The organism is Cognatundibacterium jejuense, from assembly GCF_014284255.1.
Taxonomy (GTDB): domain Bacteria; phylum Pseudomonadota; class Gammaproteobacteria; order Burkholderiales; family Burkholderiaceae_D; genus Undibacterium; species Undibacterium jejuense.
In genome coordinates this window covers 273,031-296,398 of record NZ_JACOFV010000001.1, presented here as the reverse complement: position 1 = coordinate 296,398, position 23,368 = coordinate 273,031, and the positions used below count along the sequence as shown (strand labels likewise).

Sequence of the window (23,368 nt, the reverse complement as noted above, 5' to 3'; positions counted from 1 at the left end):
TCAATTATGTTTAAGACGCAATTGCGCTAAATAATCTGCCCGGAATTGCCGCAAGACGAAGTCTTTAAAATTATTTTCCTTAAGATTAGCCCATGCTTGCAAACGTGCAGCGGCCGATTGCTCTTTTGCAGCAGTGACCATCCCCTCGGTCACTTGAATCTTAGCTTCGGTCATCATTTCATAGCCATACAACTCCATAAAATCACGACACAAGTATTCGATAATTTCGATCTCCTGCATGCTTAATTGTTGTTTGAATTTATCTTTATTCGCCATCACTGGTGGAAAACTATTGGTTTCCCATAATGCCGATAACTGCGAAATTTGTTGCGCTTCCATTGAATGTGATACATCGAGCATTTCTGGCAAAAAGTCGATACCGAAAAACAAACAAATCCGGCGCAGTACGATTTCCTGGTTATTTAAAAAATCCTCATAACGTATCGTTAGAACGCGATCAGGATAATGAACCACCAGTTGTCGCGCGATTGTATGTGCCTCCACCCATGTCAAAGCATTCAAGGTTGAATCATAATCATGAATAATGGCGCGATTCATCGATGCCACCTGTGCCCTTGGATCTCGTACCACGTTGAGAAATAGCATGTCAGGAAAGAGACTGAGTAATTCATCGGCATAGCGGACACTGTCCAAAGACTTATCCATCACTACCGAGGCACCATGTTGCTCACCCGCCCTAAGCAACAACTCTCCTAATATGCGATGAACGCTACGCTGCTCATGCTGAATTTTTTCGAAAATCTCTACCGGATCGAAAACAATATCCTTCCACTTCACCATACTGACGGATTGCAAGCCGATGACATCGACAATAAGCTGAAAATATTGGCGGTCAACGGAAAGATCACCGTACTTTGCCAGTAAAGGCATGAAGTCGACAATATGCAAAGGATAGGGAGAATAAAATTGCGGGCTGTTATTGAGGCGCAAACGTAGAGCGTGGCTACCGCAGCGCCGCAGCGGTATCATCAAAACTGGCCGTGGTCTTTTTTGTTGGTTCACAATCTCTGGGCGACGAGTAATAACTTCTGCATCAAGCATGACTAACTCCGTTGTATGGTGTAGTTAAACGAAAGCACAGCCAGCTATCTGTCTTAGCAGCCTGTACTAAATGTCTTCAAAATACTCAAAGAAACGCCTGAAAAACTGTTCAACCTCAGCTACTTCTAAATGATTAATCCCCGCCGCTAATTGGCGCCCCCCGCCTTGCGGGAAAGAAGAACAAAATTCACTGGCAGGCTTCGCCTCGGGATGAGCGGAACGTACGCTCACAACGTAACCGCCAGTTGTTTTAGGAGTCAGCACCGCAAACGAAAATTCCCGCTGTTCTTCATGTAATTTATTTGCCAGCAGTCCGGAAATTCTTCTCGACCATGAAGCGTCTGGCAAAATATAAATAATGCTTTGCTTTCTGACTTCGACCGGATGCAAATCATTTAAATAAGTCAGCTCTTCTGCATAGGCAAATTGCAAAGCTAAAAAATGCGGAGAGCTGCGAATAAAATCGAATGGATTTGCAAACCGATGCACTTCGCGATACAACTCGGCTGGGTGTACGTGCAAATCGGACAACTGCTCACCATAGGCATTGTAATTAAGCAATTTGCCAAGTTCCTGCAATTGTCCCCGATCGACCCAGGTCAACCCCTGCTGCATACACATGCCATTTGCAGTGTGAATCAGATTGTCGCCAAATGCCGCAACAATGGCCCACATCACATAACGATCTTCCAGAAAACGACTGACTAAAATGCTGGTGCAAACATCTCTTGCTGCACTCCAATGCATTTCCAGACGTGGATGCTGAAAAGCTGACTTTGCTTCATGGTGATCAAAATACGTGACGAAGGCACCAGCGTCTAAATGTCGGCGCAAGGCATCCACATTGGTATCGAGTGAAATATCGAGTACGGTCAGATGATCACCCGCACGCACCTGGATTTTTTCTAGTAAAGCAATATCACGTTTGACACCGGTAACTTCAATGGCCTCTTGCGGGAATGCCATCCGCAGTTGATGCAAGGCGCAAATCCCATCTGCATCACCATTAAAGATGTCATAACAAACTGGCTTAGATTCGGAAATACTGTCCATGATAGGCCGCGCTCCGCTACTTGAGATAAGCTTGCCCCACAAGAAAATTAAACAATTGCTCAGCTGCGGCTTCGATAGTCGTGTTTTCGGTGTTGATTTCTAATGCTGGAGCTTGCGGCGCTTCATAGGGAGCGGAAATGCCCGTGAATTCAGGGATTTTTCCTTGTCGCGCTTTGACGTATAAACCTTTAGGGTCCCGTTCCTCACATTTAGAAACCGATGCACTAACGTACACTTCCAAAAATCGCTGCTCACCAATAATCGCTCGGGCCATCTCGCGATCCGCCTTATGCGGGGAAATTAAAGCGGTGATAGCTATCATGCCAGCTTCATTAAATAAATGTGCGACTTCTGCCGTACGCCGGATATTTTCCCGTCTGTCTGTGGCTGAAAAGCCTAAATCACTGTTTAGATGATGTCGCAAATTGTCGCCATCCAACACGGCGCTGTGATAGCCGCGCCTTATCAATAAATCATCCAACGCACATGCGATACTCGACTTACCAGAGGCACTTAGTCCCGTCAACCACAAGGTCACAGACACTTGCTGCAAAGAATGCTGTTTTACAGCTGAAGTCACGCTGGCGTTGTGCCAAGTGATATTTTCTGTATGAGCATTGGCGTTGGTCACAAAGCGACCAAACGTCTCACGTTTCACCTCTGCCGTCTTGGTATCGGCAAAAGTATTTACCAGGTTGAGAGATGTTTGCATGGCCAATACTCCAGTCAATTTCTTGAAATTGCGTTGCTATACCATTGCCTCTAATATTTAGACGACTGATGTTTTTTTCAGTCGTCTAAATCTAACTGAATGACTTCGCTAAAACTCATCCCAATCTTCCATCACCTGATTATGAGAATTAGATGCCTTTGTGTTGGCAAGACGTTTAATCTGTTTCAACGGTGGTGTACTTTTTACTTTAGATTCTGCTTTTTTGACTAAAGGAACAACTTTACGTACATCACTTTTTGGGACCGCTTCATGCGTGGCGTTTGCCAACACAGATCCTTGCTGATTACCTGCCAACTGGAAGGTACTGACCAAATCACTTAAATTGTCAGCTTGATCCTGTAAGGCGGTAGCCGCTGCAGCCGCCTCTTCGACTAAGGCCGCATTTTGCTGTGTAACGTCGTCCATCTGGACAATTGCTTCATTAATTTGTTCTATGCCTGCCGTTTGCTCCTGCGTCGCCAGCATAATTTCGCTCATGATACCCGTCACTTTTTGTATGCTTGTGACGATTTCTTCCATAGTAACGCCAGCTTGATCGACAAGTTTTGTGCCTGTTGCTACTTTATTGACAGAATCATCAATCAGCTTCTTAATTTCTCTGGCAGCTTCGGCAGAGCGTTGCGCCAGGCTTCGGACTTCGGAAGCAACTACCGCAAAACCACGCCCTTGCTCGCCGGCTCTGGCCGCCTCTACCGCCGCATTTAACGCCAAAATATTGGTTTGAAACGCAATACTATCGATGACGCCGATGATGTCGACAATTTTGTGCGAGGAATCGTTGATCGATCCCATCGTTTGTACAACCTCACTAACAACATGACCACCTTTGACAGCCACATCGGAAGCAGACATCGCCAACTGATTAGCTTGACGCGCGCTATCTGCATTCTGTTTCACGGTGGAGGTTAATTCTTCCATTGAAGAGGCGGTTTCTTCCAGCGATCCCGCTTGTTGCTCTGATCTGGAAGACAAGTCCATGTTGCCTGAAGCAATCTGCTTAGAAGCAGTAGCTATAGTCTCCGTACCAGTGCGAACCATGCCAACGATATCCGACAAACCATTGCGCATCGCATTCATGGCATACATCAGACTATGCTCATCGCCATGGTCTAACCGTATTTCCATACCCAGATCACCAGCGGCAATTTTTTCGGCAATTTGCACTGCATAGCGTGGCTCGCCACCCAATTGTTTCAATAAACTACGAACGATTAACCACGCGGCTAAAGTGCCTACCAATAACGCCAATACACCCAAGATAAGCATTGTGTTTCTGGTAGAAACATATTGATCCTCAGCTTCTTTGACTGCCACCTTATTTTGGCTTTCTTCGTCGTCAATAAATGCATTGATCAGATCCCACCACTTTTTTTGCACTGGGCGATATTCATAACGAAGATACTTATAGGCCTCTTCAGGTTGACCACCCAGAGCAAGCCCCATACCTTTCGCGATGTAAGGCTCGGACAAGGTTGCTTGCTCCTTCATTTCTTTCAGCAAGCTTAATTGCAGCGCTGTTGGATCAGCGTCTTTTTTCAACAAAGCTTCCAGTTGGTCAGCTGCATCGTGATATTTTTTTTGCTGATCCAAAATACGCTCATGCTCTATCTTCTTCCCTTCATCTTCTTTTAATAGGATCAAATTACGCAACGCAAGAGCCCGCTCCGTAACGGAAAGATACATGACCCGCGCAAATCGGGTCTCTTCATCATTAAATTTAACGATTTGATCCATGCGCGCATGCATCTGTTGCAAATTCATGATGCCTAAACCAAGTACTAACAGCAGAAAGCCGAGGACTAGCCCAAAACCTGCGATGAGGCGGGTCGACACTTTTGTATCTTCGATTTTCATGATTAATCCTAAGGCAGAAGAAGTAAGACAAAGAATAATAAGTAATTCAATTCAAACAAATGAGCATTCATTTTCCACATCAAAACACTATGACCTAAGCGAGAGACGCAACTATGAGCGCAAATTTGTTTCAAATAAGAATAGTGAATTTAATAATACTAAAATTTTATATAACAACAATATTTAATTGATAACATCGTTACAAAAATTCAAATAAATTTATCTGGCATTCAAAACGCTTCTTCTATCCACATTTGACAAGCGATTAATTTTTTTTCGATGACGTTCAATACCAAAAAGAATCTTTCCCAATAACAATAGTTCACGAAGACACAGTGTTCAACATTCTTATATCAATATTACGAATATGAATATGGAATGACCAAAAAGAGGAAAAAATATCGTTACGAAGGAAGGTCAAGCCAGAACTGAGAATGAATTAACATTCAAACTGAAGGTGATTTTGAGTTTAACGACGCCGTAATTTCTGGTGCGAACGTGAAGGCGTCAGATATTCTTTTCGCCAGATATAAACATAGAAAGGAATGATGAACTGCTGGTCAATCTGACATTCCCCGAAGAAAAGCGAGGGACGCATCAGATCAACCTGAAAGATTTGAAGCAACTTGATTATTTGAACTGATGCGCCATGCATATATGGGCAATACCTGCTTCCATAAAAATCTCGCCATCGCGCACAAAACCTTCTCTGGCATAAAATTTCTCGGCAGTTTGTTGCGCATTCAGACGCACTGCGGTGTCGCCACGCAACTTTGCCTGCCTCATCAGCAAGCGAAGAATATCTGCGCCAACCCCTAAATTACGGGCACTTCCCAACACGGCCATTCTGCCAATATGTCCGTCTGGCAATAAACGTCCTGTACCTATGGATTGTTGCTGTGCATCATAGGCTACGGCATGCAAACATTGTGCGTCCATCACATCCCATTCCAACTCGGCGGGTATTTTTTGCTCTACGACAAAAACCGCATATCGCACCGCCTGCGCGTCTTTTTGTAAAGTACTCCAATCTCCGAGGACAATATTTACGCCTGAATTCAAAGTTGTCATGTCAATTTCCTCCCGAGGGTTTGATGATTTCCAGAGTGTGTATTATCTCACGCCATTCATCTGGAACTGCAACGCCCTTACGCAAAGTGCTATCGGCGTAGACATACACAAGCTCACCGGAAATCAAATGCGCTTCACCCCGAAATATCTCCACGATAAATTGCATCGACGAACGCCCTAATTTATTGCACCTTACGCCCAGATCCAGCACATCGTCAAAACGCGCTGGTGAAAAATAATCCAAACTCGCTTTTCTGGCAAAAAGCTCCTTTCCATCGGCGGCTTGCGTTACCGCATTCGGCAATCCGGTAGCACGCCAGTATTCGGTCAAGGCGACATCAAAGTAATTAAGGTAGTTACCATTAAACACAATTGCCTGCATATCCACTTCTGACCAGCGCACGCGCAGGCTATGGAAAAAAGCAAAATCTTGGCGCGCCATGACTAGCCTTTCTTTGCTTTTTTAATCGTTCAGAAATTGCCGTATCAAGCGGTTGATGCGCTCCGGCTGTTCGTGCACCACCCAATGTGAACCATCAGCGATGCGTTGAATTTTTACGTTATCGACAAAGTTCTCTATGCCATCTAACAAGCTTTTAGGCAAGGCCTTATCGTTCTCCCCCCAAATAATCCGGGTCGGTACTTTGACGTGAAAATCTTCCGGATTGAGAGAAAGTTGTAAGGGGCCACGATTGCTTGGCGTTGCAGGATGCATGGGAGACGCACGATAGTAATTGACGCCACCACTTAACCCTCGCGCCCAACATGCATGATACGCCGCACGGGTTGCCGCGTTAAACCACGCAGCCTCCCCCTGCCCCATTCCATTAAAGAAGCCATCCATTAATGCGAAATTATCTTTAGCCAACGCATCTTCAGAACCAGGCTTCCGAAGCCAGTTCATATATTCACTGGCTGTTTGCTGCGCAGGGTCATGCGCCAGTGCTTGCATAAACAAATACGGGTGCGGTGAATTAATAATGATCAGCTTTTGTACAATTTCTGGCAAGGCAATCGCTAAATTCCAACACACCGCACCACCCCAGTCATGCGCGACGATCGTTGCCTGCTCATATCCGAGATGAGCAATCAGCAAACGCAGGTCATCGACAATATGTCTGGCTTTGTACGCACTCAGATCGGTAGGCATATCCGACAAATTAAAGCCGCGCAAATCAGGTGCAACGGCAAAATAATCCTCGCCAAATTCTGGCAATTGTGCGGACCATTCATACCAAAATTCAGGAAAACCGTGCACGAACAAGATTAAAGGACGACCCGCCTCACCCGCACTGGCGTAATGTAATTTTATTCCATTATCCAGCTTCGCGAATTGACCAACATTGATTGTGGCTGCCATTGCAACTCCGTTTTAAATACCTTACGCAATAAAAAGTTTCGACCCAACTTCAGAGCTTACATTTTTAATTTGGCGCGCAACATTTCACGAATATGCGGAGCAGCTTTGTAAGGATCACCTGGATTTCTTTGCAGGACAATATCTTCCATGCGTTCTTGAACATTTCCCAGGGCACCTGGGTGAGAGAAGATATAAAACTGTTTATCACTAATTGCTTTAAAGGTTTTTTCAGCAACCTCTTGCGCCGTCACTTTACCTGAACTCACAGCCTTATCGGAGATTGCCTGCGCAGCACGCTGACTCGATGTTGGCACGTCGCCTTTGACATCTTCGGGACGATTGCGATGTGACTGCGATATACCTGTCGGTACAAAATAAGGGCACAACACAGAAGCACCAATTGGCGCATCTACTAAATCCAAGTCCTGATATAAAGTCTCCGTCAAAGAAACAACAGCATGCTTAGAAACATTGTAGACGCCCATCGCTGGCGCATTCAGCAAGCCAGCCATCGATGCTGTATTGACGATATGCCCTTCAAATTGAGGATCATTTTTGGCACATTCCAACATCAAATTAGTGAAAATTCTGGTGCCGTGAATAACACCCCATAAGTTAACGCCTAACACCCACTCCCAATCAGCCTGGGTATTCTCCCAAATCAAACCGCCGGATCCTACACCTGCATTATTAAAGACCAGATGTACAGCACCAAAGCGCTCCATTGCAGCATCTGCCAACCCTTGTACTTGTTCGGCATAGCGCACGTCACACAACTGCGCCAAGACCTGCGCTCCTTGCTGCTCTAGCTCTGCTTTGGTTTTATCCAAAGCATCTTGCTGCACATCAGCAAGCACCAATTTCATGCCAAGGCGCGCACCAATCAAAGCGAACTCACGTCCAAAACCACTGGCCGCACCAGTGATCACTGCAACTCTGTCTTTAAATACTTGCATTGCGTCTCCTGTTTGATTTTATTTTCGTGCTGATGTACTTCCTTTTACCTTAAAACCTTTGCTTCTCACACCAGATAGAACAGATTAAATCGATATTACTAAATCAGTTTCACTAACTGCTTGCCGAAATTTTTACCTTTGAGCAATCCGATAAATGCGTCAGGAGCACTAGCAATTCCTTCTGCAACTGATTCTCTGAATTTCAATTTTCCACTTGCCACTTGCGCACCTAATTCCTGCAATCCTTGCGGCCACAGATCCATATGTTCGGAGACGATAAAACCACGCAGTGTCAAACGCATGGTCAAAAAGGTACGTGCGTTTTTGATGCTGATCTGTTCTCCGTTATAGCCTGAGATCATGCCGCACAAAGCAATACGACCAAAGGGATTCATGCGTGCCAGACTGGCATCAAAAATCTCGCCGCCAACATTTTCAAAAACCGCGTCGATACCATCTGGTGTTGCTGCCGTCAGATCGGCGTGCAATTGGCCCGCTTTATAATCAACGCAGGCATCAAAACCTAATTCTTTGACTACATAGGCACATTTTTCCGCGCCACCGGCAATGCCAACCACGCGGCAACCCATTTGTTTGGCGAGTTGACCGACGACGCTACCCACCGCACCACTGGCAGCGGAGACAACAACGGTCTCACCTGATTTAGGCTGCATGATCTGCGTTAATCCGTACCAGGCCGTCAGACCCGGCATGCCAACCGCGCCAAGGTAAGCTGACAACGGAATATGGGTCGTGTCTAACTTACGCATTAACACACCATCAGAAACACCGACTTCGGTCCAGCCTAACATGCCCAGAACTTTATCACCAACGGCAAAGCGTGGATTTTTACTAGCGATGACTTCGCCGACTGTGCCACCTATCATGGTCTCATCAATTGCCTGCGGTGCTGCATAACTTTTCGCATCTTCCATGCGACCACGCATGTAAGGATCGAGGGATAAAAAATGATTGCGAATCAAGACTTCGCCTTCGCTGATCTCAGGAATTGCCAGGGTCTCTAAACGAAAATTGTCTGCGGCAACCTGCCCTTGAGGGCGCGATGCAAGGACAATGCGTTGATAAGTAGAGGTCATTTTTATCTTTCATTTTGATAATGTTGATTGACGTTGACTTTAGCCACTCGTCGATTTTCGTTCGATGAGATTAGTCACTGCCATATAATTTTTTCATATTCTCACCAGACTTGAGGCGACGTAAATATTTAAATGTACCCATCGCTTTAGCAATGAGCCGGTCACCATTCCAAACTTCGCCTTCACAAAAACACATCGTGGTCGATTGATAGAATGCTTTTCCACGCGCTTCAATACGACCGCCGGCAACACCACCCGGTTGCAGGAAGCTGGTTTTCATTTCAACAGTGACGACACCTTTCAAATCTTCATGCAAAGAGCGCCCTGCCATCGCCATGACGACATCAAGCAAAGTCATAATGACACCACCATGAGTAATTTGCCAACTATTCATGTGTTTTTCTGTGAGATCCAGCGATAATCTTGCGGTGCCATTTTCCATTTCCAGAAATTCGACGCCCAGATCATGCAAGAAAGGATTCAGAATTGGAGATGGCTGTTGCAAATCAGCCTGTACAGTCTTGGTTGATTCCATCATTACACCGCCGACACACCGCCATCAATCGCCAGCGTCTGACCAGTAATGTGTTTGCCAGCGTCAGAGGCAAACAATAAGGCTGCGCCTTTCAAATCTTCGTCGTCGCCGATGCGTTGTAGCGGCGCTTCTTTGGCGAGCTTCTCTTCGCCCAGATGATCGAGTATGCCTTTGGTCATCTTGGACGGGAAAAATCCCGGTGCAATGGCGTTCACGGTGATGCCATGTACACCCCATTCACCCGCCAGTGCGCGTGTGAAGTTGATGACTGCCGCCTTCGATGTGTTGTAAGCAATGGTCTGCATGGTACCTGGTGGGTTGCCGCCCAAACCAGCAATCGATGCAATATTGATGATACGGCCAGAGCGGCGTGGAATCATCGAACGTTTACCAACTGCCTGAGACAATAAAAAAATGCTGCGGACATTGAGATTCATGACTTTATCCCAGGCTTCAACAGGATGATCTTCCGCGGGGGCGCCCCAGGTAGCGCCCGCATTGTTGATCAGGATATCTATGTGTCCGAGTTTTTCCAGTGCCGCATCGACTAAGCTGGTTACTGCTATTTCTTTCGACAAATCAGCGGCGATCGCGCTCGCTTCTATTCCACGACTTTGCAAGTGTGCAACCGCTTCATCCAACTCAGCTTGTTTGCGAGAAGAAATTACGATTTTTGCACCCTGCTCACCTAAAGCTTCTGCCATTTGCAAACCCAGGCCGCGCGAGCCGCCTGTAATCAACGCGGTCTTGCCACTAAGACTAAATAATTCCTGAACTGTACGGACTGCTTTCATTCTTGTTCTCCGATTGTTATTGTGATGAGATGTTGCCAAGTGAGTTTCGCCTAAGTTAATTAGGTTTAAAACCAGTTGTCTTGCATTTCGTAAGTTGTGGTATCAATGTTGCCAAGCAAATCGAGTAATGGATGCACCTTAGGCAACTCCCAATGGAAGAAGTATTTACAAGCTTGCAGTTTGCCTGCATAAAAATCCGCATCGTGATGGTGTTCTTTGCCTATGCACAATAACGCTTGTTCCAGCCAGATCCAGGCGACCACCGCATGCCCAAACACTTCCAGGTAGGCTGATGCATTGGCTAAGGTTTTATTTGTATCACCACAAGCATGTAATTGTTTGGTGACCTGAGCCAAACGCTGCAACGCCCGCGCCAGCGCTTTACCGTACGCAACCAGTTCCGGCTGATTAGCGGCGCGCATCAACGTCTTGTGCATCAATTCCCCCATGGCTTCGAGTGCTGCGCCGTCTTGCATGACGACTTTACGCCCAAGCAAATCCAGCCCTTGAATTCCATGCGTACCTTCGTGGATCGGGTTCAGGCGATTATCCCGATAGAATTGCTCTACGTTGTATTCACGTGTGTAACCATAACCACCATGCACCTGAATCGCCAGATTATTCGCTTCCAAGCACCATTGTGAAGGCCAGGACTTAGCAATCGGAGTAAGAATTTCAAGAATCATCGCTGCATGCTGACGTGCCTCTGACGTCGTCGCTGTACGTTCTTCGTCGACCAACCTGGCGCAATACAAAGTCAATGCCAGGCCGCCTTCGACATAGGATTTTTGGGCTAACAACATGCGCTTGACGTCAGTATGTTGAATAATTGGAATTTGTGGTGCAGACGGATCTTTATTCAACGGCGAACGTCCTTGCGGACGATTGCGTGCGTAGTCCAGCGCATGCAGATAGCCGGTATATCCCAGCATCACGGCACCTAATCCGACACCAATACGTGCTTCGTTCATCATATGAAACATATTGCCAAGGCCACGATGCAAAGTACCCACGAGGTAACCAACTGCACCGGCTTTACCAAGCGGTTTAAACTTACCTTCGCCAAAATTGAGCAAGCAATTTGTCGTGCCACGGTATCCCATTTTATGGTTCAATCCAGCTAATACGACATCGTTACGTTCGCCGCTGGAGCCATCGAGATTGAGCAAATATTTGGGGACGATGAATAATGAAATCCCTTTCACTCCTGCGATTAATTGACCATTTTCATCGGGAACTTTGGCCAGGACGAGATGAACGATATTTTCTGATAATTCATGATCACCGGCCGAGATCCACATCTTATTGCCAGTGAGTCGATACGTACCATCTTCTTGCGGTTCAGCACGCGTAACAATATCCGACAGGCTAGAGCCCGCTTGCGGTTCAGACAAACACATGGTGCCGAAAAAGCGACCTTCCAGCATCGGTTTGACAAACGAATTAATTTGCTCCGGCGTACCGCATTTAAGCAAGGTATTGGCATTACCTATCGTCAAAAAAGGATAGGAGGCAGTACCAACATTAGCACCTTTGAAGTACGCAAAGCCGGCTTTTTCAACAACACACGGCAATTGCATGCCGCCATATTCAAAATCCTGTCCTGCCGCCAACAAGCCCGCATCGCGAAACGCGTTCAATGCTTGCTTTACTTCGGGAATCATATGCACAACCTCGCCATCGAAATGCGGCTCGTTCTGGTCGTTTTTCTTGTTGTGCGTCGCAAACAATTCTGTCGCAATTTGTTCGCAAGTATCTAAGGCAGCATTGAAGGTTTCGCGATTATGATCTTCAAAACGGGTACGCTGGTTTAATGATTCAACATCCAACCACTCATACAGTAAAAATTCTAAGTCGCGTCGGGAAAGGATTTTTGATTGCATGGCATTATTGAGAAAATAGCAAACCTGTAAAAAGATTCATGCAAGGCAAAATGACCGCCCGCCATTGCATGAACCTGCCAAAATGAACACGTCAGCTTAGTTTAGCGAAATTTAATCAAACGACCTCAAATAAGCCAGCGGCACCCTGCCCGCCACCGATACACATGGTAACGACCACATATTTAACGCCACGGCGCTTACCTTCAATCAAAGCATGACCTGTCAGACGCGCACCGGACACGCCGTAAGGATGCCCAACGGCAATGGCGCCGCCATTCACATTCAAACGATCCATAGAAATACCAAGCTTGTCTGCGCAGTACAAAACCTGTACTGCAAAGGCTTCATTTAATTCCCACAAGCCAATGTCTTCGACTTTTAAACCGGCTTTTTTCAATAACTTTGGAATCGCAAATACTGGGCCGATACCCATTTCGTCCGGTTCGCAACCAGCAATCGCAAAACCTCTGAAAATACCCAAAGGTTGCAAACCTTTCGCTTCTGCCAGCTTGCTATTCATCACCACGGCAACCGAAGCACCGTCCGAAAACTGACTCGCATTTCCAGCGGAAATCACGCCACCAGGAACCGCCGAGCGAATCTTTGCAACCGCTTCCAAAGTGGTGTCTGCACGAATGCCTTCATCGGAAGAAATGGTCACTTCACGGGTTGTTAACATGCCGCTAGTCTTGTCTGCCACGCCCATAATTGTTGTCATCGGTACGATCTCGGCATCAAATAAGCCTTGCGCTTGTGCAGCAGCAGCGCGGAGCTGACTTCTGACACCATACTCATCCTGACGCTCGCGCGAAATGTTATAGCGCTTAGCAACTGTTTCTGCAGTTTGCAGCATAGGCCAATAAACTTCTGGCTTGTGTTGCTTGAGCCAAGTCTCAACTAACATATGCGTATTGGCTTCATTTTGCACACAAGAGATTGATTCGACACCGCCCGCCGCATAGACATCCCCTTCCCCAGCAATAATACGCTGCGCTGCCAAAGCGATGGTTTGCAGACCAGATGAGCAAAAACGATTGACCGTCATACCCGCAGTGGTCACCGGACATCCGGCACGTAAAGCGATCTGACGCGCGATATTGCTGCCAGTCGCTCCTTCTGGTGTAGCACAACCCATAATCACGTCTTCAACCTCGTCAGCCGCTATCCCGGCGCGACTAATCGCTGCGGCCAGCACATGCCCACCCAGAGTGGCGCCATGTGTCATGTTAAAAGCACCTTTCCAGGATTTTGCCAGGCCAGTACGCGCGGTAGAAACAATGACAGCATCAGACATGTGGGTCTCCAATCTTAGTATGTGTAAATTTAAAAAGCAGAAAAGCACCTTCGCCAACGAATCATCAAACTGATTCTGGACTTAAAAACATAATATAGCACGACCGTTCTAAAATATTTTATTTTTTTATTTGAGCTAAAAAATGCCGCATAAACACAAATCTGCGTCGTTTCATTGCCACATTGTAAGCTTCTGTAAGTTTCAAGACAGTATCGCGTAAGTTTCAACTCGCACACTCAGCCTGTGCAAAAACTGTGATTAATAATTTCGATAAGCACGCTTTGCCAACATACTTTAAAACATAATCAGGAGACAAGCATGGCAACCGCACCTATTTCCGCGTCAGGTGGCATGACCGCGGAAGAACGAAAAGTAATTTTCGCTTCTTCCCTCGGCACCGTTTTTGAATGGTACGACTTTTATCTCTACGGCTCTTTAGCAGCCATTATTGCCAAACAATTCTTTGCTGGCACCGATCCTAATACAGCATTCATTTTTGCTTTGCTGGCTTTCGCTGCAGGTTTTATTGTGCGACCGTTTGGCGCATTGGTGTTTGGACGTTTAGGCGACATGATAGGCCGTAAATACACGTTCCTGGTGACGATCCTGATCATGGGTGGCTCAACCTTCTGCGTCGGCTTGTTACCGAACTTTGAAACGATAGGCATGGCTGCACCAGTGATTCTGGTGTCGCTACGTATTTTGCAAGGTCTGGCCTTAGGTGGCGAATACGGCGGTGCAGCCACGTACGTTGCCGAGCATGCACCACACGGAAAGCGCGGCGCATACACGGCATGGATCCAGACCACAGCCACGCTGGGTTTATTTTTGTCACTACTGGTGATCCTGGGAACACGTCAAGCAATCGGCGAAGAAGCATTCTCTGCATGGGGATGGCGCGTGCCGTTCTTGGTCTCGGTATTCTTGCTGGCTGTGTCGGTATGGATTCGTTTATCCATGCATGAATCACCAGCTTTTGCAAAGATGAAAGCTGAAGGTAAAACCTCTAAAGCACCTTTGACCGAATCATTCGGCCAATGGAAAAATCTTAAAATCGTTATTCTGGCTTTGGTTGGTTTAACGGCAGGTCAAGCTGTGGTTTGGTACACAGGCCAATTTTATGCACTGTTCTTCTTACAGCAAACATTAAAAGTCGACGGTGCTACCGCCAATTTATTGATTGCAGCTTCTCTGGTCATCGGTACACCATTTTTTATTATCTTTGGTACCTTGTCTGACAAAATAGGTCGCAAACCTATCATTCTGGCAGGCTGTTTAATTGCTGCAGTCACCTATTTCCCGATTTTCAGTGCACTGACACACTATGCAAATCCAGCATTGGAGTCAGCATTGAAAAATGCACCGGTCGTGGTCACTGCTGATCCTGCAGATTGCCAATTTCAGTTCAATCCTACCGGCACCAAGAAGTTCAACTCTTCCTGTGACATTGTGAAGGCGAAATTAGCAGCAGCATCAGTCAATTATTCAAATGAAGTAGCACCAGCCGGAACACCTGCAACAGTCAAAGTTGGCGACAAAGTTTTCACTTCTTATAGCTCAGCTGGTTTATCTAAAGAAGACGCCGCAGCGAAAGACAAAGCATTCTCCAAAGAACTTGCCGATGCGATTAAAGCAGCAGGCTACCCACCAAAAGCCGATTCAGAGCAAATCAATAAGCCTATGGTGTTATTGCTCCTGACCATCCTGGTGATCTATGTCACGATGGTGTACGGCCCAATCGCAGCGATGCTGGTAGAAATGTTCCCTACTCGTATCCGCTACACATCCATGTCTTTGCCATACCATATTGGTAATGGCTGGTTTGGAGGCTTGCTGCCAACGACTGCTTTTGCCTTAGTCGCATTCAAAGGCGATATTTACTATGGCCTGTGGTATCCAATCGTAATTGCCTTAACGACATTTGTCATTGGCGCTTTGTTTATCCGTGAAACAAAAGATAACGACATTTATGCTGGTGACTAATCCCGCAAAGTAATTTAGCCTCAATAAAAAAGCCGCTTGCAGATAAAATGCAAGCGGCTTTTTAATACAGTTCAACTTCAGGATTACCAGCTGCCACCGATTGCAGCAATGAATGCGACGCTGTTAGCGTACTGACGATTTCTGACGTTCCACAAATTTGCTTCAGCGTTGATACGTGTGGTTTGCGCTGTCAAAACGTTGATGTAACTCACAGTCCCCGCGGCATATTGGTTTTTGGTAATCAGCTCAGAGCGTTGCGCTGCAAGCAACGCCTCGTTTTGCAAACGCTCTTCCTGCTCAAGCAAACTCTGGGCTACCAGACCGTCTTCGACGTTCTGAAACGCGGTCAATACGGTTTGCTTATAACTGGCAACACTTTGATCATAGACCGCCACTGCTTGCGCCGTCTTAGACTTGGTGGCACCTGCATCAAAAATGTTACCAACCAATTGCGGCCCCAAGGACCAGATACGATTGGGAGCGCTAATCAAATCAGAAAATGCATTGCCGTTATAGCCGCCACTGGCAGATAAGCTAATGGTGGGGAAATAAGCTGCCTTCGCAATACCAATTTGCGCATTTGAAACTGCCATGTTACGTTCAGCGACTGCAATATCCGGGCGACGCTCCAAAAGCTGAGATGGCAGCACCGACGGCAATTGGGGTAAATGCGGTGTCGACTTCGATACATCCAATGCGAAGCTTGCTGGAGGCTTACCTAGGGCAGCGGCAATTGCATGTTCCAACTGTGCGCGCGTGAGTTGCTTGTCTATCGTTGCTGCTCGCGCGGTCTTTAACTGGCTTTCTGCCAACGCAACGTTGGCATCAGAAACGATTCCAGCCTTAAACTGATTACTGGTCAAAGTCAGCGTCTCTTTCAATGCGTTTTCACTGTCGCGCAATTGCTTCAACTGAACATCGGCAACCACTAACTGCAAATAGGCCGTCACTAATTGCGCCTGACTGCTTAATTTAATCGCTGCCAATTGCGCGACGCTCCCCTCTTCTTTGGCCTGACCAGCCTCAATTGCGCGTCGCACACTACCCCAGAGATCAATTTGCCAGCTTGCCGCAACGCCAACTGAATACTGTTTTGTCACTGGGGCATCGCCAGCATTGACGCCGCGCTTTGCCCCGGCATTACCAGTGATTTGCGGAAATAAACTTGACTCAGCCTGATTCAACAACTCTTTGGTCTGACGATATTGTGCTTCAGCTTGAGCAATACCCGGACTTTGTTCATTTAAAATCTTGACCAGATTATTGAGTTGCTCATCCTGATATACCTCCCACCACGCATCACGTGGGCTAGCATCCATCGGTTGCGCGGTTTTCCAACGGCCATCTTCTTTGAAACTTGCGGGTGTATCGATTTTAGGCTTGACGTAATCAGGACCAATTGCACATGCTGACAAACCAAGCGCTAACAGACTGACCATCAATTTAGGTTTACACATTGTTCTAAACATTTTTTTCGACATAGCAATAAATCCTAATATTTTTCAATAGCGACTTGCCCGCCGCGACGGAAAGACAAACACCAGAGACGGAAGCGATCTAAATACAGATAAACTACCGGCGTCGTGTACAAAGTCAGCAATTGGCTCAGGATCAAACCGCCGACGATTGAGATGCCTAAAGGTGTACGCATTTCTGAACCGTCACCATGCCCCAATGCAAGCGGCAGAGCGCCAAACAATGCCGCAAGTGTTGTCATCATAATTGGCCTGAAGCGCAATAAACAAGCTTGCAGGATTGCTTCCTCAGGAGGTAATTTCTGTTCGCGTTCCGCAGTCAAGGCGACATCGATCATCATGATCGCATTCTTTTTAACAATACCAATCAAAAGCAAAATACCGATCAAAGCGATAATATTAAATTCTGAATCGACTGCCATCAAAGCCAGCAGCGCACCAACACCTGCAGAAGGCAAGGTCGACAAGATCGTTAACGGATGCACGACACTTTCGTACAACATGCCAAGCACGATGTAGACGGCAACCAGGGCAGTCAAAATCAAGAATGGCTGACTGCTGAGTGAATCTTGAAAGCCTTTAGCACTCCCCTGAAAACTACCTTGCACTGAGGTTGGCAAGCCTATTTCTGCCAGTGCACCGTCAATTGTCTTGGTCGCATCTGACAAAGAAGTTCCGGGCGGCAGATTAAATGAAATGGTTGTCGCAGCAAACTGACTTTGATGATTAACAGCTAGTGAAGTCGTGGTTGGTTCCCAACGTGCAAACGCGGAAATCGGAATCGGTTGACCACCCGGTGTCTGCATATAAATGCTTTTGAGACCTTCTGAATTTTGCCAATATTCGGGTGCCACTTCCAGCACCACGTGATATTGATTCAGCGCATTGTAAATCGTCGACACTTGACGCTGACCGAAAGCATCATTGAGTACAGAATCAACCTGATTTTGCGTTAGTCCCAGACGTGCCATGGCATCACGATCAAACACCAAACTCGTTTGCAAACCTTTCGTTTGCTGATCGGTATTCACATCGGCCAACATCGGCAACTTGCGCATCGCCGCTTCTACTTTTGGCGCCCACAACCGAAGTTCATCCAGGCTGTCACCTTGCAAAGTATATTGATACTGCGCATTGCTGGCACGACCACCAATACGAATATCTTGTACCGACTGCAAAAACAAACTCGCACCAGGCTCTTTCGATAAAGTCTTACGCAAACGCGCAATCACCTGGTCTGCCGTTTCCCTTCTCTGGGTCAGCGGTTTTAGCGCAACAAACATATTTGCCGTATTTCTTTGTCCACCACCGGTAAATCCGATGACTTTATCAACCGCAGGGTCAGCACCAACGACATCAATAAAACGTTTCAACTTGAGCTGCATAGCCTGAAACGAAATACTTTGATCCGCTTGTATCATACCGCTAAGGCGCCCGGTATCTTGCTGAGGAAAAAAACCTTTAGGCACAATAATGTAAAGGTAAACGTTCAACGCAATCGTGGCAAACAAGAGCACCATCATAATGGGACCGTGCTTTAGCGCCCAATTCAAGGAACGGTGGTACACCGATAACATCCACTCAAACACGCGCTCACTAAACTGAAATAGTTTTCCGTGTTTCGCTTCACTATGCGGTTTGAGCCAAAGTGCACTCAACATTGGTGTCGTCGTCAAAGAAACAATGAGCGACACCAGAATCGCCACCGACAAAGTCACCGCAAACTCGCGGAACAAGCGACCGATAATGCCACCCATCAGCAAAATAGGAATAAAGACAGCAATGAGCGAAATGCTCATCGACAATACCGTAAAACCGACTTCTTTCGCACCTTTAATGGCGGCATTAAATGGACTCATACCATTTTCGATATGACGGCTAATATTCTCGAGAACAACGATCGTGTCGTCGACCACAAATCCGGTCGCAATGGTCAGCGCCATTAAGCTCAGATTATTCAGCGAGAACCCAGCCACATACATGACTGCAAACGTACCAACCAAAGACACGGGGACAGTAATTGCCGGAATCGCTGTAGCTCTTCCATTTCGTAAAAACAGAAATACCACCAGAATTACCAAGCCAATAGAAATCACCAGTGACCGCTCCACCTCAAACAAGGAGGCACGAATCGTCGGTGTTCGATCCATCACCACATCCATGTTGATCGCGGCAGGAATAGACGCTTTCAAACTAGGAAGTAAAGCACTAACACGATCAACGGTCTCGATAATATTCGCGCCAGGCTGACGGAACAAGATCAGCATAACCGCTGGTTGCTTACCATAGAGACCGGCATTTCTGACGTCCAACACAGAGTCATTGACGGCAGCAATATCGGAAATACGAACTGGATTACCCTTGCTATAACTCACTATTAATGGCAAATAATCCTTCGCTAATTTTGCCTGGTCATTCGCCTGCACCTGCCAATGATGGGTTTCATCTTCAATAAAACCTTTTGGGCGATTGGCGTTGGTGGTGGTAATCGCTGCGCGTACCGTCTCCATGCCTATACCGTAGTGATTCAATTGCAAAGGATTGACTGCCACCCGCACTGCTGGTTGCGAACCACCTCCGACAATCACGTTACCAATACCGCTCACCTGCGCTAACTTTTGACCGAGGATCGTATCGGCTGCGTCATACATCTGACCTCGAGTCAAAGAATCGGACGTCAGTGCAATAATCATAATCGGTGCATCAGCCGGATTGACTTTACGGTACGTTGGGTTGGCTGGCATGCCAGTTGGCAGCAAAGAACGTGCAGCATTAATCGCCGCTTGCACGTCACGTGCCGCGCCGTTGATGTCACGGTCCAAATCAAATTGCAGGGTAATGTTCGCCGAGCCAAGGGAACTAGAGGAGGTAATTTCGGTTACACCCGCGATCCGCCCTAAAGCACGCTCTAACGGCGTCGCCACAGTTGCTGCCATGGTCTCCGGGCTGGCACCGGGGAGCCGCGCATTTACTGAAATCGTTGGAAAATCAACTTGCGGCAAAGGAGAAACCGGCAGCAATCTGAATGCCAGCATCCCCGCCAAAAAAATCGCCAAGGTCAATAGCGTGGTGGCAATCGGACGTCGGATAAACGGTCCTGAGGACATCATACTTCGACCTCATCACCAACAACAGGTGTGGAGACCTTACCAAACCGACGCGCCAGACGATCAAATGCCAGGTAAATAACCGGTGTCGTAAATAAGGTCAGCACCTGACTCACCATCAAACCACCAACCATTGTGATGCCCAGTGGCGCACGCAATTCAGACCCCATATCGCCACCCAACATCAGTGGTAAGGCACCAAGCAATGCTGCCATCGTCGTCATCAGAATTGGTCTGAAACGCAATAAGCAAGCCTGATAGATTGCCTCCCGCGGTGCCAGACCATGATCACGCTCAGCTTCCAGAGCAAAGTCGATCATCATAATCGCGTTTTTCTTCACGATACCAATCAACAAAATAATACCAATAATGGCAATCACACTCAGTTCAGTACCACTGACCAACAAGGCTAGCAATGCCCCAATACCGGCGGAAGGTAAGGTCGACAAAATCGTAATTGGATGAATGTAGCTTTCATACAGAACACCCAGCACGATATACATGGTGATAATCGCCGCCAGAATCAACCATAGCGTATTGCTAAGCGAAGCCTGGAACGCCATCGCAGCACCCTGGAAGCGCGTTTCTATACTCGCCGGCATTCCCAACTGCGCCTCAGCCTGATGAATAGCTTCAACAGCTTCGCCCAGAGATGCGTCTTTCGCCAGATTGAACGAAATGGTTGCGGTTGGGAATTGTCCCAAATGATTGATTGTTAATGATGCTGAACGCTGCTCGATGGTCGCGACTGCATCCAAAGGTACCGGGCCACCGGCCAAGGTCGGAACGTAAATCCCTTTCAATGACAAAGGACCTTTTTGCGCGGCAGGATCAGCCTCCAATACGACCCGATATTGATTGGTCTGGGTGAAGATCGTTGAAATCAAGCGCTGACCAAAAGCGTCATACAAAGCATTATCAATCGCTGCCGTCGTCACACCTAAACGTGAAGCCGTGTCACGGTTGATCTTCACATAGGCTTGCAAACCCTTGTCTTGCAAATCGCTGGCGACATCTGCCAAAGCTGGCAATTTCTGCAAAGTTTCAATGAGTTTCGGTGTCCAGGTGGATAAATCTTCTGGGTTCGTTGCTTGTAAGGTGAATTGGTACTGCGTCCTGCTAACCCGTGCATCAATACTCAAGTCTTGTACTGGTTGCAAATACAAAGACATGCCTGGTATGTCACTTACTACTTTTTGCAACCTGTCATTGACAGTCCGGATATTGTCACGGCTTTCTTTCGGTTTCAGATTGATCAGCAAACGACCACTATTCAAAGAGGCATTTGCACCATCAACACCAATAAAAGACGACAAACTCTCCACCGCTGGATCTTGCAGAATTTTCTTTGCCAAAGCCTCTTGCTGCACTGCCATGGCAGGGAAGGAAATGGATTGCGAAGCTTCACTGATACCTTGAATCGCACCGGTATCTTGGAGCGGGAAGAAACCTTTAGGTACCCATATGTACAATACTGCTGTCAATACCAAGGTGCCCAACGCTACCAACAAGGTCAACGCTTGACGATTCAATACCCACTGCAACATTTTGCCGTAGTACGCAATGATGTTATCGAAAAACTGTCCGCTTGCATGGTAAAAACGTCCCTGTTTTTCTTCCGGTACATGCTTGAGCAAACGTGCGCACATCATCGGCGTGAGCGTCAAAGAAATGAACGCTGAAATCAAAATCGACACTGCCAAAGTAATCGCAAATTCACGGAACAAACGCCCTACCACATCCCCCATAAACAAGAGAGGAATAAGCACGGCAATCAGCGAAAACGTCAGAGAAATAATCGTAAAACCAATTTGCTTAGAGCCTTTCAAAGCGGCCGCCATCGGTTCTTCACCCTCTTCGATGTAACGGGCGATGTTTTCAATCATCACAATTGCATCATCGACCACAAAACCAGTCGCAATCGTCAATGCCATCAAGGTCAGATTATTGATCGAGAAACCAGTCAGGTACATTACTCCAAACGTCCCTACCAGTGACAGCGGTACAGCAACGGCAGGAATAATCGTTGCAGGAATATTGCGCAAGAAAATATAAATCACCATGACGACCAGAGCGACCGATAGCATCAATTCAAATTCCACGTCTTCAACCGATGCGCGTATCGTGAGCGTGCGATCGGTCAGTACTTCGACATCGACAGCACCAGGCATACCAGCTTTCAACTGAGGTAATAAGGCCTTGATCTTATCCGTTACTTTAATAACGTTAGCACCTGGTTGACGTTGGATATTCAAAATGATCGCTGGTGTCGCACCCGCCCATGCTGCGAGGTGAACGTTTTCTGCTGACTCCACCACCTTTGCCACATCGCGCAATCTCACTGGGGAACCATTCTGGTAAGCCACGACGACATCTTTATACTCTTCCGCCGACTTCAACTGATCGTTACCATCCACAGTCGAGGCTTGCAACGGACCATCGAAACTACCTTTGGCCTGATTGACGTTAGCATTCGAGATTGCGGTACGAATGTCTTCCAGAGTTAATCCACGATATGCCAGAGCCTGCGTATTTGTCTGCACCCGCACCGCTGGCCGCTGACCACCACTGATACTCACTAAACCAACACCAGGTACCTGTGAAATTTTCTGAGCCAGACGCGTATCCACCAAATCCTCAACTTTAGTCAAAGGCAGTGTCGGCGAACTGATAGAAATCGCCATGATAGGCGTATCTGCCGGATTAACCTTATTGTAAAGCGGTGGATTCGGTAAATCGTTCGGCAACAAATTACTTGCGGCATTGATGGCTGCCTGGACTTCTTGTTCCGCCACATCCAGTGTCTGATCCAGACTAAATTGCAAAGTAATGACTGAGGCGCCACCGGAGCTGGACGATGACATTTGCGACAAACCAGGCATCTGACCGAATTGTCGCTCCAGAGGTGCGGTGACCGAAGAAGTAATCACATCAGGGCTGGCTCCTGGATACAGAGTGACAACCTGGATCGTCGGATAATCAACTTCGGGAAGTGCTGAGACCGGCAACAGACGCCAAGCCAGCAAGCCTGTGAGCATAATCGCGATCATCAATAAAGTGGTCGCGACTGGCCGCAAAATAAACGGGCGAGAAGGATTCATGCAATTTCCT

The 23,368-nt window shown here is 47.1% G+C and carries 17 protein-coding genes; 1 reads left to right on the top strand and 16 read right to left on the bottom strand.

Features of this window, described 5'->3' with window-relative positions:
- From H8K32_RS01410 to H8K32_RS01350, 13 genes are all read right to left on the bottom strand, one after another.
- Window positions 1-1,062 (bottom strand): sulfotransferase family protein, encoded by a 1,062-nt coding sequence (locus H8K32_RS01410; RefSeq protein ID WP_186910667.1) that lies wholly within the window; start codon window positions 1,060-1,062, stop codon window positions 1-3.
- 66 nt (window positions 1,063-1,128) lie between these two features.
- Window positions 1,129-2,115 carry an acetyltransferase gene (locus tag H8K32_RS01405; protein ID WP_186910666.1) on the bottom strand — a complete coding sequence of 329 codons (987 nt, stop codon included), beginning with the start codon at window positions 2,113-2,115 and terminating at the stop codon, window positions 1,129-1,131.
- A gap of 16 nt (window positions 2,116-2,131) precedes the next feature.
- Window positions 2,132-2,827 (bottom strand): adenylyl-sulfate kinase, encoded by a 696-nt coding sequence (cysC, locus tag H8K32_RS01400; protein WP_186910665.1) that lies wholly within the window; start codon window positions 2,825-2,827, stop codon window positions 2,132-2,134.
- 108 nt (window positions 2,828-2,935) lie between these two features.
- Window positions 2,936-4,702: a methyl-accepting chemotaxis protein gene (locus H8K32_RS20525; protein WP_186910664.1), complete on the bottom strand. Its 1,767-nt coding sequence runs from the start codon at window positions 4,700-4,702 to the stop codon at window positions 2,936-2,938.
- A 630-nt stretch (window positions 4,703-5,332) separates the two neighbouring features.
- A complete protein-coding gene (locus H8K32_RS01390; protein WP_186910663.1) occupies window positions 5,333-5,773 on the bottom strand; it encodes a GNAT family N-acetyltransferase in 441 nt (146 codons plus the stop codon).
- Window position 5,774: 1 nt separating this feature from the next.
- Complete coding sequence (locus tag H8K32_RS01385) at window positions 5,775-6,215, bottom strand: acyl-CoA thioesterase (protein ID WP_186910662.1); 441 nt, start codon at window positions 6,213-6,215, stop codon at window positions 5,775-5,777.
- Between the two features lie 21 nt (window positions 6,216-6,236).
- Window positions 6,237-7,133: an alpha/beta fold hydrolase gene (locus H8K32_RS01380; RefSeq protein ID WP_186910661.1), complete on the bottom strand. Its 897-nt coding sequence runs from the start codon at window positions 7,131-7,133 to the stop codon at window positions 6,237-6,239.
- Window positions 7,134-7,189: 56 nt separating this feature from the next.
- Window positions 7,190-8,089, bottom strand: a complete 900-nt coding sequence (locus H8K32_RS01375) for an SDR family oxidoreductase (RefSeq protein WP_186910660.1) — start codon at window positions 8,087-8,089, stop codon at window positions 7,190-7,192.
- Between the two features lie 98 nt (window positions 8,090-8,187).
- Window positions 8,188-9,186, bottom strand: a complete 999-nt coding sequence (locus H8K32_RS01370) for an NADP-dependent oxidoreductase (protein ID WP_186910659.1) — start codon at window positions 9,184-9,186, stop codon at window positions 8,188-8,190.
- Between the two features lie 70 nt (window positions 9,187-9,256).
- Window positions 9,257-9,724, bottom strand: coding sequence for a PaaI family thioesterase (locus H8K32_RS01365; RefSeq protein WP_246447061.1), 468 nt, complete (start codon window positions 9,722-9,724; stop codon window positions 9,257-9,259).
- Window positions 9,724-10,515: an SDR family oxidoreductase gene (locus H8K32_RS01360; protein WP_186910658.1), complete on the bottom strand. Its 792-nt coding sequence runs from the start codon at window positions 10,513-10,515 to the stop codon at window positions 9,724-9,726. The genes H8K32_RS01365 and H8K32_RS01360 overlap by 1 nt, the downstream gene beginning before the upstream one ends.
- A gap of 65 nt (window positions 10,516-10,580) precedes the next feature.
- Window positions 10,581-12,398 (bottom strand): acyl-CoA dehydrogenase, encoded by a 1,818-nt coding sequence (locus H8K32_RS01355; protein WP_186910657.1) that lies wholly within the window; start codon window positions 12,396-12,398, stop codon window positions 10,581-10,583.
- A gap of 115 nt (window positions 12,399-12,513) precedes the next feature.
- Window positions 12,514-13,692, bottom strand: coding sequence for an acetyl-CoA C-acyltransferase (locus tag H8K32_RS01350; protein WP_186910656.1), 1,179 nt, complete (start codon window positions 13,690-13,692; stop codon window positions 12,514-12,516).
- Between the two features lie 318 nt (window positions 13,693-14,010).
- On the opposite strand from H8K32_RS01350, the gene H8K32_RS01345 reads away from it, so the two are divergent.
- Window positions 14,011-15,675, top strand: coding sequence for an MFS transporter (locus H8K32_RS01345; RefSeq protein WP_186910655.1), 1,665 nt, complete (start codon window positions 14,011-14,013; stop codon window positions 15,673-15,675).
- Window positions 15,676-15,758: 83 nt separating this feature from the next.
- Here H8K32_RS01345 and H8K32_RS01340 read toward each other — a convergent pair whose 3' ends face one another.
- The 3 genes from H8K32_RS01340 to H8K32_RS01330 are packed head-to-tail and all read right to left on the bottom strand — an operon-like array spanning window position 15,759 to window position 23,358.
- Entirely contained in the window at window positions 15,759-17,132 is a 1,374-nt protein-coding gene (locus tag H8K32_RS01340; RefSeq protein WP_222612976.1) for an efflux transporter outer membrane subunit, read from the bottom strand.
- 35 nt (window positions 17,133-17,167) lie between these two features.
- Window positions 17,168-20,260 carry a multidrug efflux RND transporter permease subunit gene (locus tag H8K32_RS01335; RefSeq protein WP_186910653.1) on the bottom strand — a complete coding sequence of 1,031 codons (3,093 nt, stop codon included), beginning with the start codon at window positions 20,258-20,260 and terminating at the stop codon, window positions 17,168-17,170.
- The gene (locus tag H8K32_RS01330; RefSeq protein ID WP_186910652.1) at window positions 20,257-23,358 is read right to left on the bottom strand and encodes an MdtB/MuxB family multidrug efflux RND transporter permease subunit; all 3,102 of its coding nucleotides are present in this window, start codon (window positions 23,356-23,358) and stop codon (window positions 20,257-20,259) included. Before H8K32_RS01330 ends, H8K32_RS01335 begins: the two co-directional genes overlap by 4 nt.
- Window positions 23,359-23,368: the final 10 nt, after the last annotated feature.